Annotated in this window: 11 protein-coding genes and 1 pseudogene; 8 read left to right on the top strand and 4 right to left on the bottom strand. The window is 73.3% G+C overall.

All coding sequences use genetic code 11. The features are described 5' to 3' along the window. A pseudogene (locus ACN6LM_RS35640) lies at positions 1-104 on the top strand (IS481 family transposase); the annotation flags it as partial. Positions 105-168: 64 nt separating this feature from the next. Here ACN6LM_RS35640 and ACN6LM_RS35645 read toward each other — a convergent pair. Continuing rightward, positions 169-2,286, bottom strand: a complete 2,118-nt coding sequence (locus ACN6LM_RS35645) for an ATP-binding SpoIIE family protein phosphatase (RefSeq protein WP_445069575.1) — start codon at positions 2,284-2,286, stop codon at positions 169-171. 151 nt (positions 2,287-2,437) lie between these two features. On the opposite strand from ACN6LM_RS35645, the gene aspS reads away from it, so the two are divergent. The 4 genes from aspS (at position 2,438) to ACN6LM_RS35665 (ending at position 7,212) form a co-directional block, all read left to right on the top strand. Beyond that, the gene (gene aspS, locus ACN6LM_RS35650; RefSeq protein WP_445069576.1) at positions 2,438-4,219 is read left to right on the top strand and encodes an aspartate--tRNA ligase; all 1,782 of its coding nucleotides are present in this window, start codon (positions 2,438-2,440) and stop codon (positions 4,217-4,219) included. Between the two features lie 213 nt (positions 4,220-4,432). Then, the gene (locus tag ACN6LM_RS35655) at positions 4,433-5,266 is read left to right on the top strand and encodes a L,D-transpeptidase family protein (protein ID WP_445069577.1); all 834 of its coding nucleotides are present in this window, start codon (positions 4,433-4,435) and stop codon (positions 5,264-5,266) included. A 99-nt stretch (positions 5,267-5,365) separates the two neighbouring features. Then, complete coding sequence (locus ACN6LM_RS35660; protein ID WP_445069584.1) at positions 5,366-6,019, top strand: response regulator transcription factor; 654 nt, start codon at positions 5,366-5,368, stop codon at positions 6,017-6,019. Then, positions 6,016-7,212 carry a sensor histidine kinase gene (locus ACN6LM_RS35665; RefSeq protein WP_445069578.1) on the top strand — a complete coding sequence of 399 codons (1,197 nt, stop codon included), beginning with the start codon at positions 6,016-6,018 and terminating at the stop codon, positions 7,210-7,212. Before ACN6LM_RS35660 ends, ACN6LM_RS35665 begins: the two co-directional genes overlap by 4 nt. Here ACN6LM_RS35665 and ACN6LM_RS35670 read toward each other — a convergent pair. Beyond that, complete coding sequence (locus ACN6LM_RS35670; RefSeq protein WP_445069579.1) at positions 7,161-8,537, bottom strand: VWA domain-containing protein; 1,377 nt, start codon at positions 8,535-8,537, stop codon at positions 7,161-7,163. The two genes, ACN6LM_RS35665 and ACN6LM_RS35670, sit on opposite strands and share 52 nt — an antisense overlap. 267 nt (positions 8,538-8,804) lie before the next feature. Here ACN6LM_RS35670 and ACN6LM_RS35675 point away from each other — a divergent pair, with 267 nt between their 5' ends. Further along, the gene (locus tag ACN6LM_RS35675) at positions 8,805-9,212 is read left to right on the top strand and encodes an RNA-binding S4 domain-containing protein (protein ID WP_445069580.1); all 408 of its coding nucleotides are present in this window, start codon (positions 8,805-8,807) and stop codon (positions 9,210-9,212) included. Between the two features lie 91 nt (positions 9,213-9,303). On the opposite strand, the gene ACN6LM_RS35680 is transcribed toward ACN6LM_RS35675, so the two are convergent. Together ACN6LM_RS35680 and ACN6LM_RS35685 are read right to left on the bottom strand one after the other, a co-directional pair. After that, on the bottom strand, positions 9,304-10,257 hold the full coding sequence (locus ACN6LM_RS35680; protein WP_445069581.1) for an NADP-dependent oxidoreductase: 954 nt from the start codon (positions 10,255-10,257) through the stop codon (positions 9,304-9,306). Between the two features lie 42 nt (positions 10,258-10,299). Further along, positions 10,300-11,190, bottom strand: a complete 891-nt coding sequence (locus ACN6LM_RS35685) for a hypothetical protein (protein ID WP_445069582.1) — start codon at positions 11,188-11,190, stop codon at positions 10,300-10,302. A 121-nt stretch (positions 11,191-11,311) separates the two neighbouring features. On the opposite strand from ACN6LM_RS35685, the gene ACN6LM_RS35690 reads away from it, so the two are divergent. Further along, positions 11,312-11,710, top strand: a complete 399-nt coding sequence (locus tag ACN6LM_RS35690) for a hypothetical protein (RefSeq protein ID WP_425812842.1) — start codon at positions 11,312-11,314, stop codon at positions 11,708-11,710. A gap of 92 nt (positions 11,711-11,802) precedes the next feature. Then, complete coding sequence (locus ACN6LM_RS35695; RefSeq protein ID WP_445069583.1) at positions 11,803-12,930, top strand: MerR family transcriptional regulator; 1,128 nt, start codon at positions 11,803-11,805, stop codon at positions 12,928-12,930. The last annotated feature ends 45 nt before the right edge of the window (positions 12,931-12,975 follow it).

Genomic DNA, 12,975 nt, shown 5'->3' on the forward strand with positions numbered 1-12,975 from the left:
TCCAGGGCTTCCTGCACAGCTACAACTACCATCGCTGCCACACCGCACTCGGAGGCCGGCCCCCAATCACCCGCGTCAACAACCCTGCGGGTCAATACAACTAGGGCGTGTTTCGAAAGTAGCGCCGTCCGCCCGGAGGCCGGACAGGCGGGACTTTCGAAACCCGCCCTAGCCGAGGTCCAGGTCGGCGGGGAACGCCGGTTCCGGGTGCTCGGCCTCGTTCAGCTCGAACCAGATCGACTTGCCCGCTCCGCGCGGATCGACCCCCCACTTGTGCGCGAGCATCTCCATCAGCACCAGGCCCCGGCCGCTGGAGGCCATTTCGCCGGGCCGCCGCTTGTGCGGCAGCTCGTCGCTGCCGTCGGACACGTCCACCCGCAGACACCGTTCCCCCGGCGTCCCGGTCGCCTGGGCGACCATCAGCGCGTCCCCGTCCGTGTGCACCAGGACGTTCGTGGCGACCTCGGAGAGCAGCAGCACCGCCGCGTCGACCTGGTCGGGGTCCGCCCAGTCGTGCAGCAGCTCCCGCAGCAGCTGCCGGGCCGTCGAGATCCGCTCCGGTTCGGCCTGGGCGATGGAGAGCGCGGTCCGCCGGGGCGCCGCCGGGGCCATGTCGGTGCCCTCGCGGCGCAGCAGCAGGACCGCGACATCGTCCTCGCGCCGGTCCGCGAGCGGCCCGGTGGTGTAGTGCGAGCCGGGCCCGTGCACCGCCTGCACCAGCGCGTCCGCCAGCTTCTCCAGGTCGCCGGTGTGCCGCTCCAGGATCGGCCGGAGCCGTACCCAGCCGGAGGCCAGGTCGTGGCCGCCGGTCTCGATCAGCCCGTCCGTGCAGAGCATGATCGTCTCCCCGGCCTCCAGAACGATCCGCGTCGTCGGATAGTCCGCGTCCGCCTCGACGCCCAGGGGCAGCCCGCCCTCGGTCTGCCGGACGACGGCGGTGCCGTCGGCGGTCATCACCACGGGGTCGGGGTGGCCGGCCCGCGCGATGTCCAGCACCCCGGTCTCCGGGTCGGCCTCCGCGTACAGGCAGGTCGCGAACCGCGCGGCCGTGGCCTCGTCGTCCTCGCCGGGGTCGGTGAGGCCGGAGAGGAAGCGCGAGGCACGCGCCAGCACCGCGTCGGGGCGGTGCCCCTCGGAGGCGTACGCGCGCAGTGCGATCCGGAGCTGGCCCATGAGGCCCGCCGCCCGCACGTCATGGCCCTGGACGTCGCCGATCACGAGGGCGATGCGGCCGCTGGGCAGCGGGATCAGGTCGTACCAGTCACCGCCGACCTGGAGGCCGCCGCCCGTCGGCACGTAGCGCGCGGCCACGGTCATCCCGGGGATGTCCGGGCCGAGCGAGGGCATCATCGTGCGCTGGAGGCCCAGCGAGAGCTCCCGCTCGGTGTCGGCGGCGCCCGCCCGGGCCAGGGCCTGGGCGAGCATCCGGGCCACGGTCGTCAGCACCGACCGCTCGTCCGGCGAGAACGCCACAGGATGCCGGAAGCCGGCCATCCAGGTGCCCATCGTGCGCCCGGACACGGTCAGCGGCAGGAAGGCCCAGGAGCGGCGCCCGAACCGCCGGGCCAGCGGCCAGGTGGCGGGGTAGCGGGCCCGGTAGTCCTCGGGCGTGGGCAGATAGATCGCCCGGCCCGTCCGGACGACCTCGGTGGCCGGGTAGTCCGTGTCCAGTGGCATGTCGGTGAAGGGACCCTCGTCGCTGAGGGAGTGCCCGTGCTGCCCGACGACGGTCAGCCGCTCGCCCTCGACGCCGAAGACCGCGAGGCCGTCCGGCGAGAACCCGGGCATGGAGAGCGAGTAGGCGACCCGCAGCACCTCCGTGGTGGACCCGGCCTCCGCCAGGGCCCGCCCCGCGTCCAGCAGGAACGCCTCGCGGGAGCGCCGCCAGTCGCCGGTGATGGCGGTGTGCGTCCCGACGGTGCCCGGCGGGGGCTCGGCGACCTCCTGGAGCGTGCCGATGAGCACGTAGTCCTGGCGGCCCTCTCCGGCCGGGACGGGCTTGGAGCGGCTGCGCAGGGTGCGCAGGACCCGGCCGCTGCCGTCCACGATGCGCAGCCGGGCCTCCGCCAGGGTGCCCTCGGCCACGGCGAGGCTGATCACCCCGGCGATCTCGTTCCAGTCGACGGGGTGGAAGCGGGAGCGGACCTCGGACTCGCGGAAGTCGCCGGGCTCGGCGGGCAGCTCCAGCAGACGGGCGGCCTCCGCGTCCAGCGTGACCGTCCCGGCTCCGTTGTCCCAGCGCCACAGCCCGGTCGCGGTCGCGGCCAGCACGTCCTCGGTGCGCATTGCCCCACTTTAAACCGGCATGCGAGGCAAGGGCGCGGGTGCGGCCCTGCGGACGATCTTGATGCGGACAATGGCAATGAAACGCTCCGGTCGCGGGCGGTAGCCTGGGAGGGCTGAATCTCCCCCAACCGCGAAGACTGGATGAACGACGATGCATCGGTACAGGTCCCACACCTGCGGCGAGCTCCGCGCCTCTGACGTCGGCACCGACGTCCGGCTGAGCGGCTGGCTGCACAATCGCCGAGACCTGGGCGGCATCCTCTTCATCGATCTGCGCGACCACTACGGTCTCGTGCAGCTCGTCGCCCGCCCCGGCACGCCGGGCAACGAGGCCCTGGCGAAGCTCACCAAGGAGACCGTCGTCCGGATCGACGGCAAGGTCTCCGCGCGCGGCGCCGAGAACGTCAACCCGGACCTGCCGACCGGTGAGATCGAGATCGAGGTCTCCGAGGTCGAGGTGCTGGGCGAGGCCGGCCCGCTGCCCTTCACGATCAACGCCGAGGACGGCGTGAACGAGGAGCGGCGCCTGGAGTACCGCTTCCTGGACCTGCGCCGCGAGCGCATGCACCGCAACATCATGCTGCGCTCCGCCGTGATCGCCGCGATCCGCTCCAAGATGGTCGCCCTCGGCTTCAACGAGATGGCGACGCCGATCCTCACCGCGACCTCCCCCGAGGGCGCCCGTGACTTCGTCGTCCCGTCCCGGCTGAACCCCGGCAAGTTCTACGCGCTGCCGCAGGCCCCGCAGCAGTTCAAGCAGCTGCTGATGATCTCCGGCTTCGACCGCTACTTCCAGATCGCGCCCTGCTTCCGCGACGAGGACGCCCGCGCCGACCGCTCGCCCGGCGAGTTCTACCAGCTCGACGTCGAGATGTCCTTCGTGGAGCAGGAGGACGTCTTCCGGCCGATCGAGAAGCTGATGACCGAGCTCTTCGAGGAGTTCGGCAACGGCCGCCACGTCACCTCGCCGTTCCCGCGCATCCCGTTCCGCGAGTCGATGCTGAAGTACGGCAACGACAAGCCGGACCTGCGCGCCAAGCTGGAGCTGGTCGACATCTCCGACGTCTTCGCGGACTCGGGGTTCAAGGCGTTCGCCGGCAAGCACGTCCGCGCCCTTCCGGTGCCGGACACGGCGGGCCAGTCCCGTAAGTTCTTCGACGGCCTCGGCGAGTACGCCGTGGAGCACGGCGCCAAGGGCCTCGCCTGGGTCCGCGTCGGCGAGGACGGCACGCTGGCCGGGCCGATCGCCAAGTTCCTCACCGAGACCGACGTCAAGACGCTCACGGAGCGGCTGTCGCTCGTCCCGGGCCACGCCGTCTTCTTCGGCGCCGGCGAGTTCGACGAGGTCTCCAAGATCATGTCCGCCGTCCGTGTCGAGGCCGCCAAGCGGGCCGGCCACTTCGAGGAGGGCGTCTTCCGGTTCTGCTGGGTCGTCGACTTCCCGATGTACGAGAAGGACGAGGAGACAGGGAAGATCGACTTCTCCCACAACCCCTTCTCGATGCCCCAGGGCGGCGTGAAGGACCTGGAGGAGAAGGACCCGCTGGACATCCTCGCCTGGCAGTACGACATCGTCTGCAACGGCATCGAGCTGTCCTCCGGCGCCATCCGGAACCACGAGCCCGAGCTGATGATCAAGGCGTTCGAGATCGCCGGCTACGACCGCGAGACCGTGGAGCGCGAGTTCGCGGGCATGCTCAAGGCGTTCCGCCTCGGCGCCCCGCCGCACGGTGGCATCGCCCCGGGTGTCGACCGCATCGTGATGCTGCTCGCCGACGAGCCGAACATCCGCGAGACGATCGCCTTCCCGCTGAACGGCAACGCCCAGGACCTGATGATGGGCGCGCCCACCGTCCTGGAGGAGACCCGCCTCCGCGAGCTCAACATCCAGCTCCGCAAGCCGGCCGCGCCGGCGAAGGACGCGCAGAAGTAGTTCCGCCCGTTTCACGTGAAACAGCCCCCGGCCGCCACTGGCCGGGGGCTGTTCGCGTGACGGGCGACAAGGCGCCACCGAGCGGTTCCGATTGAGCACAGGAATCACCTGAACGGCTACGGCCGGATGGGCTCCGCCCCGGATTGGGGGGCGACGTGGGCGGCAATGACTGGCTGGGCCGACACCGGCGCACCCAATGCTGAGGAGCCCTCCGTGCCCGTGCCCCCTCCGCGCGTGCCCCTGCGCCTGCCGCACGTCGTCTGCTCCCTGGTCCTGCTCGCGCTGCTCGCCGGCTGCGGGGCGGGTGGCTTCGCCGGTACGGACGTGAGCGGTGCCACCACCGAGCAGGTACGGATCAACGGCGTACCGGGGCCGCCCGAGGTCGCCGCGGGGGTGCCGTCGCGAGGAGCGTCGCCCGTGCCGCCGGCTCCGGCGGCCTCCCCGCAGCCCACGGAGCTGCCCGGCCTCGGGCCGAAGACCCGGGCGGCGGTCCCGGCCACGGCGCGGCAGGCGTTCGTGGTGACCGGGGACTCGGCGGACTCCAACCGCTCGACCGCCGTCCTCTACACCCGGGACGGGCCGGCCGGACCGGGCTGGCGCGCCACGCTGGGCCCTTGGCCCGCCCACAACGCCCTCAACGGCTGGACCGGTGAGCACTGGGAGGGCGATCTGCGCTCACCCGTCGGGGTCTTCACCCTCACCGCGGCGGGCGGCCGCCTTGCGCCCCCCGACACAGCGCTCCCGTACGACCTGAGCCCGGACTTCGCCGTGACCGGCGAGGGGTTCCACGGGGAGCCGCTGGAGGGGTCCTTCGACTACGTCGTCGCCATCGACTACAACCGCCTCCCCGGCACCTCCCCGCTCGACCACACCCGTCCGCTCGGCGAGGAGCGCGGCGGCGGGATCTGGGTGCACGTGGACCACGGAGGACCGACCCAGGGCTGTGTCTCGGTCACCGAGGACAGGATGAAGGAACTCCTGGGCGCCCTCGACCCGGCCATGGAGCCCGTCATCGTGATGGGGGACGCGGAGTCGCTGGGCCGCTGAACCGCCCCGGCCGGAGAGCTTTGCGAAACCTCCCTTCCCGTATCAAGGACGCATCCTGGGAGGGAGTGGACACGCATGCACGAGGCGAGGGACATCACGATGCGGGTACTGGTCGCCGAGGACGAGGAAGTCCTCGCGGAACTGGTCGCCACCGGGCTGCGGCGGGCGGGCTTCGCCGTCGACACGGTGTACAGCGGTGATGCCGCCCAGGCGTACCTGGGGCTGCACGACTACGACGTGGTCGTCCTGGACCGCGATCTGCCCCGGGTGCACGGCGACGACGTGGCGCGCGGGCTCGTCGCCTCCGGCTCCCGGACCAGGATCCTGATGCTGACGGCCGCCGGTTCCATGGAGGACCGGGTGGCCGGGCTCGACCTGGGCGCCGACGACTACCTGGGCAAGCCGTTCGAGTTCCCCGAGCTGGTCTCCCGCGTACGCGCCCTGCGGCGGCGCAGCGCCCGCCCCGTACCGCCGCAGCTGGAGCGGTACGGCATCCGCCTCGACACTGTACGGCGGTCGGCGACCCGGGACGGGCGGGACCTGGACCTGTCGCCGAAGGAGTTCACCGTGCTCCAACTGCTCCTGGAGGCGGACGGCGGGACGGTCAGCGCGGAGGAACTGCTGGAACGGGCCTGGGACGCCAACGCCGATCCCTTCACCGGTGCCGTCCGGGTCTGCATGAGCAAGCTGCGGAGCAAGCTCGGGGAGCCGGCCGTGATCCGCACCGTCCAGGGCGTGGGGTACGCCCTGTGAAGCTTCCGGCCCGGCTGCCGCACTCCACGATCAGGACCCGTATCGCCCTCGTCTACGGCGGCGTCTTCCTGATCCTCGGCACGGCCCTGCTGGCCACGGTCAACCTGGCCTCCCGCGCCGGTACGGACTCGCAGGCGCGTGCCATCGCGGACACCGCCGTCGTCGTCCAGCCCGGCTACGCGGTCAACGGCCCGCTCGTCAGCAGCCGCCGCCTCGGTCCGCCGAGCGTCTACGACCTCACCGATCACGTCAGCGACGCGGCCGGCCACCAGCTGCTCATCTGGTCCGCCGCCGCGCTGCTGGTGATGACGGCCTGTGCGGTGGGCGTCGGCTGGTGGACGGCGGGCCGGGTCCTGCGGCCCGTTCACGCCATGACCGCCAAGGCGCGCAAGCTCTCCGCTCACACGCTCCACGAGCGGATCGCCTCCAACGGGCCCGACGACGAGCTGAAGGAACTGGGAGACACGCTCGACGCGCTGCTGGCCCGGCTGGAGCGTGCCTTCGACAGCCAGCGGCGGTTCATCGCCAACGCCTCGCACGAGCTGCGCACCCCGCTGGCCACCCAGCGCACGGCGATCCAGGTCGGCCTGGACGACCCGACGCCGGAGGACCTGGACCGCACCCGGCAGACGCTCCTGGACAACAACCGGCGCAGCGAACGGCTCATCGACGGGCTGCTCGTCCTGGCCCGCAGCGAGCGGGGACTCGACGAGAGCGAGCGGGAACCGGTGGACCTGGCCCGGGTGGTGGCGGAGGAGGCGGCCCGGCATCCGGGCCTCCGGCTCGACACCCGGCCCTGCCCGGTGCGCGGGAACCGGCTGCTGCTGGCCCAGCTGGTGGCGAACCTGATGGTCAACGCGGTGACCTACAACGTGCCCGAGGGAAGTGTCGACGTGTCCGTGGTCCCGGTCGGCGGCGGCGTCCTGCTGGAGGTCCGCAACACCGGTCCCGTGGTGGACGCGGCGGACATCCCCGGGCTGTTCGAGCCGTTCCGCCGGGGCGAGGGCAAGGACCGGACGGGGCCGGGCTCCGGCCTCGGCCTGTCGATCGTGCGGTCCATCGCGCTGGCCCACGACGGTACGGTCACGGCGGTGCCGGCCCCCGGGGGCGGGCTCGCCGTGACCGTACGTCTGCCGGCGACTCAGGAACGCGTGGCCACCCACGCGGGGAGCGCGGCCAGCAGCTCGCGGTAGAACGTGGTGTCCGGCACCTCGCGGGGGGCGGGGCCGGCGTGGAAGAAGCCGGTGTTCGGGGCGTCCAGCTTCCGCAGGAAGTCGAAGCCCTTGGCGTCCTTCTCGCCGAACGCGACGAACTGGAAGAACAGCGGCAGCCGGACCGCCGCGTCGAGCGCCTGGCGGGCGGCCTGCCGGACGTCCGGGGGCCCGTCCGTCTGGAAGACCACCAGCGCGGGGCCGGTCGCCCCCGACTTCTCGTAGTGCGCGACGACCTCCTCGACCGCGCGGTGGTAGTTCGTCCGGCCGAGCCGGCCGAGGTCCGCGTTGAGCGCGTCGATCCGGCCCTCGTGGCCGTCCAGCTCCACCGTGCCGGTGCCGTCGATGTCGGTCGAGAAGAACACGACCTGCACGGTGGCGCTCTCGTCCAGGTGCGCGGCGAGCGCGAGCGTGCGGTCGCCCAGGTGCTGGGCGCTGCCGTCCTTGTAGAACGGGCGCATGGAGCCGGAGCGGTCCAGGACCAGGTAGACGGTGGCGCGCAGCCCGGTCAGCCCGTGCGTCTTCAGTCCGGCCTGCGCCGCCTTGTACGCCCCCGCCAGCTCGGGCGCCCGCGCCTTGACCTTGGCGAGGGTGAGCGCGGGCTTGCCGGGGGCGGCCGTGGCCGCCTCGGGCTCCGGGTCCATGTCGATGGTGATCGGCGCGGGGGCCTCGGCGGCCGGCTCGGGTGCCGCGACGGGCTCCGGCTCGGCGGATGCCTGGGGCTCGGGTGCCGCGACGGGCTCCGGCTGGGCGGATGCCTGGGGCTCGGGTGCCGCGACGGGCTCCGGCTCGGCCACCGGCTCCGGCTGCGGGGCCTCGCTCGCGGTGACCGGCTCGGGCTCGGGGGTCTCCGTGGCCGCGACCGGCTCAGGGGCCGCGACGGGCTCGGCGGCCGGCGGCTCCGGCTCCGCCACGGGCGCGACGGGCTCCGGCTCCACGACCGGCTCCGGGGCCTCCGCCTCGGCGGCCGCCTCCGGCTCCGCGGGAGCCGCCGCCTCGGTCTCCGCGTCCGGGCCCTTGCCCTGGGCCGGGACCGTGGGCGTGGGCGTGGGCGGGTTGTCGAAGGCCGCGGCCACCAGGTCCGACGCCTTGGCGTCCTCGCCCGGCGCCTTCGTGCCCTCGTCGGACACCTCCGTGACCTCGCCGGACGACGCGGGGGCGGGCACCGAGATTTTGACGGGTGCCTCGTCCGGCTCCGCCGTGGCACTCGCGTGCTCGCCCTGGGGCGGGACCGTGGCCGTCGTCGGGTCGTCCTGGTCCGTGCGGTCACGGCCGAACACCTTGCGCAGCAAGCTCCGAATGCCCATGGGCGAGCCTTTCGCGTGAGTTGGGTGCGATGAATGTCCGTACTGCGGGAATTGATCCCTGGCCAGGGCGGATACGTAAGGTTAGCGGCCGGATAAGGCCGTCCGGCGGCACGGCCCGCATGTGGGACAACCGAGAGCGAACCGATCCCGGACCGAGTCCTGAGAGCTGTAAGGGCCGTTCACCGCGCCGCCGCTTCACCTGCACCGCGTAGGCGTCGAGTTGACGCGGGAACGTACCGCCCGGGCCCACCGCTTACAGTCGGACGCATGGTTACGGGTGAGGCTCCGCAGACGGAGGGCAGTGTCCGGGTCGATGTCTGGATCTGGTCGGTCCGGCTCACGAAGACCCGGGCGCAGGCCGCTGCCGCCTGCCGTGCGGGTCATGTGAAGGTCGCGGGCGAACGCGCCAAGCCCGCGCAGCCGGTGCGGGTCGGTGACGAGGTGCGGCTCCGCCACGCGGGCCGGGACCGGATCGTCGTCGTGTCGAAGCTGGTGAAGAAGCGGGTGGGCCCGCCCGTGGCCGCCGAGTGCTTCGTCGACAACAGCCCGCCCCCGCCGCCGCGCGAGACCGCGATCCAGGTCCCGGTACGCGACCGGGGCGCGGGGAGGCCCACGAAGCGGGACCGTCGCGAGATGGACCGGCTGCGCGGAACGGGCCCCGGCCCGGCGGAGTGACCGGCTGCGCGGAACGGGCCCCGGCCCGGCGGAGTGACCGGCTGCGCGGAACGGGCCCCGGCCCGGCGGAGTGACCGGCTGCGCCCGCGGGTCAGCCGCGCAGCGCGATCACCGTCTTGCCGCGCGCCCCGCCCGCCCGGTTGCGCGCCAGGGCCGACGGCGCCTCCTCCAACGGCAGTTCGGCGTCGACGGGCACGCGCAGGATGCCGTCCGCCGCCCCCGCCGCCAGCACGTCGAGCAGGACCGGGCTCGGGTCGAGACGGAAGTCGACGCCCCTGACGCCCTCGGGCAGCCGGGCCCCGGCGGCGGCTCCCCGGGTGGAGAGCGCGATGCCGCCCGGCCGGACCGCCGCCGCGTGTGCCGCGAACCCGTCCGGCACCGCCGACGCCAGGTCGGCCAGCGCGTCGATGCCGTCCGGGCAGGCCCTCCGCAGCGCGCCGGCGGGCGCGCCGTCCGTGAGGTCCACCGAGGCGGCGGCGCCCAACGACCCCATCCTGGACCGTTCGTCACCGCGCACCGCCGCGATCACGCGGACATCGCGGGCCCGGGCGAGCTGCGTCAGACAGCAGCCGACCCCGCCCGCCGCACCGATGACGAGCAGGGTCTCGTGGCCGCGCAGCGCCACCGCCTCCAGGATCTGCGCGGCGGCCATCCCGGCGGACGGCAGCGCGGCGGCGGCCCGGGCGTCGAGACCGCGCGGGACGAGGGTGATGGCGGAGTCCTGCCGCACGCACAGGTACTCCCCGTACGAGCCGCACGTGTCGGCCACGCCCGCCCGCCCGAAGACCGGGTCCCCGACCCGGAAGCGGTTCTCGCCGCCGCCGATCATGTCGACGCGGCCCGCGTAGTCCACGCCGACGACGAACGGGAAGGTCCGGGGCACCGGGGCGAGTTCACCGGCCGAGCCGTCCGTGACCTGCCAGTCCAGCGGGTTGAGTGACGCGTAATCGACCCGCACCCGGACCTCGCCGGGCCGTGGCTCCGGCTTGGGCAGCTCGACCAGCACCGGCTCGGTCCGTAGCGCGCTGACGGCGATGGCTCGCATCCGTACACCTCCCAGTCGTGCCGCTCCGGGGGAGCGGACGCGTCATTCCGTCGGCGCCGGCAGCACCCGCTGGGCCCAGATCCGGGCCGCCACCGCGCACACCGCGACGGCCAGGCCCAGGCCGAAGACGATCCACACCGTGGTGCGCAGCGAGGAGGTCAGCGCGTCGTAGACGGCCGCGGCGGCGCCGGTGTCGCTGTCCGGGACCTCGTCGAGGACCCGGTCGCGGGCCAGGGCCAGCAGCCCGCGCAGCACCAGCGCGCCGAGCGCGAAGCCCGCGCCCGCCACGGCGGTGCCGGCCAGCGCGGCCATCGTCCGGGTCCGACGGCCGGGTCCGCCGCGCATCCAGGCGAGCGCGACGGCGAGCAGTGCGAAGACGAGCGTGCCCACGGCCGGCCACACGCTCGCGGTCCGCAGCCACTGGAAGCTCTGCCGCAGCTGGTCCGCGCGGTCGGCGGAGACCAGCTGGATATCGGTGTGCTGGACGGGGATCCGATCGGCGAACGGCACCCCGTTGTCCACCAGGTTCCGCTTCACCTGCTCCGTGACGGGCGCCAGGTCGATCGTGACGCTCTCACCGCTCTGCCCGTCCAGCGCGGCGGTGACCGTTTCGTGCGCGGTGCGGTTGGCGGCGGTCCAGGCGTCCTGGAAGGCTTCCGTGGTGGTGAAGGACTCCACGGCCTGGTGCAGGAACTGGCGCACGGTGCTCTGGAGCGGCCCGACGTCGATCTGCTTCATCGCGCTGTCGGTGATCAGGTCGGCGACGGTGTTCTGCACATCCGGGTCGTCGGCGAGCGGGGCGACGGCGGCCACGTAACGGTCCGTGTCGTCGATCTCCAGGTCGACCCAGGCGGACAGCGCGCTCAGCGGCACCAGGACGGCCAGCAGCACCAGCAGTACCGCCGACAGGGCCACCGAGAAATACGTCCGCACCCCTCCAGGGAATCCCGGATGGCGCCGTGGCGCCCCGGGCCGTGGGCCATCCGAGTTGCCGGGCGGCCCGACCAGGTGTGCTCTGGAGGGAAAGCGGGGGTGACGGAAGGAGCTCACTGCCATGGCCGCACACGCTTCGGTGCCGGTACGCGGGAGGCATGCGACACCTGCCCGGCACCGCCCGGTCCTCAGCTGGGCGATCCCGGCCGCGCTCGGCCTGATCATGGGCTGCTACGCGACCGCCATCGTCCGTGGCGGCGGGGTGCTCACGGGCACCCGGCTCGCCCTCGGACTGGTCTCCGGCGCGGTGCTCGCGGTGCTCTGCTTCGGCCTCGGCCGGATCCAGAACCGGCTGCCGCGCGAGCTGCGGGCCGCCGCGTACGGGGTGCTGACCGGCGGTTCGATCGGCTTCCTCTACAGCCTCTCAGGCGCGAGCATCCTGTCGGCGTCGGTGATCGGGCTGATCCTCGGTCTCGGCGGACTGCTCGCCGCGTACTACTACTTCTACACGCGGGAGTGACACCCGCGCCCACCCGCACGTCCTCGGTCCTTGACCTTCTCCATGGGGGAAGGCCAAGGATCGAGTGTGCCGGGGCGGGAAGTCCGCCCGGTATGAGGAGGCGTGCGGTGACGGAGGACGGGCAGGGGCGGGGCCCCGGAGCGGAGCTGGTGACGATCGGGGCGTTCGCCCGGATGTCCCGGCTGTCCGCGAAGGCGCTGCGCCGCTACGACGAGCTCGGTCTGCTCCCGCCGGCCCTGGTCGACCCGGTGAACGGCTACCGGTACTACGACCCGGCGCAGGTGCGGACGGCCCGGCTGGTGGCCTGGCTGCGCCGGATCGGGATGCCGCTCGCCCGGATCAGGGAGGTGATCGCGCTGGATTCCGGTGCGGCCGCCGCGGCGATCCGGGCGTACTGGGCGCGTGTCGAGGCGGAGACGGCGGCCCGCCGTGACCTCGCGGCCTTCCTCATCGACCAGCTGTCGACGGAGGACGTCATGACATCGGTGGGCACACTCGGATTCCGCTACGCGGCTCGCACCGACACGGGCGCGGTGCGCGAGACCAATCAGGACGCGGTCTACGCCGGGGCCCGGCTGCTCGCGGTCGCCGACGGGTTCGGCGCGGGCGGTGCGGGAGCCAGCACGGCCGCGATCGAGGCCCTGAAACCGTTCGCACCGGGCGCGGTGCCGGCGGCGGAGCTGCTGAACAGCCTGCACGACGTGGCGGAGCGGGTGGCGCTCGCGGTGCGGGACGCGGTGGCGGGGAGCGGCGGGGGCGGGTCGCCCGAGGAGTCGGGGACGACGCTCACGGCGATGATGTGGACGGGTTCGCGGCTGGGCCTGGTGCACATCGGGGACTCGCGGGCGTATCTGCTGCGCGGGGGAGAGCTGTTCCGGATCACGCACGACCACAGCCTGGTGCAGTCGATGATCGACGACGGTTCGCTGACGGAGGAGGAGGCGTTCTCGCACCCGCAGCGGGCGATGCTCCTCAAGGCGCTGTCCGGCGACGGCCCGTACGGCGGACCGGATGTGGACGTCCGGGACGCGCTGCCCGGCGACCGTTATCTGCTCTGCTCGGACGGGTTGTCGGCGGTCGTCGACGGTGGGGAGCTGGCGCGGGTGCTGGCCGCGGCGGACGGGCCCGGAGCCGCCGTGGGCGCGCTGATCGGGCTCGCGGAGGCGGCCGGCGCGCCGGACAACGTGGCGTGTGCGGTGGCGGACGTCGTGGAGCTCTGAGTACGACGGGTGGGCCCCGCACCACACGTGGTGCGGGGCCCACCC

It is taken from the genome of Streptomyces sp. SAS_281 (assembly GCF_052542855.1).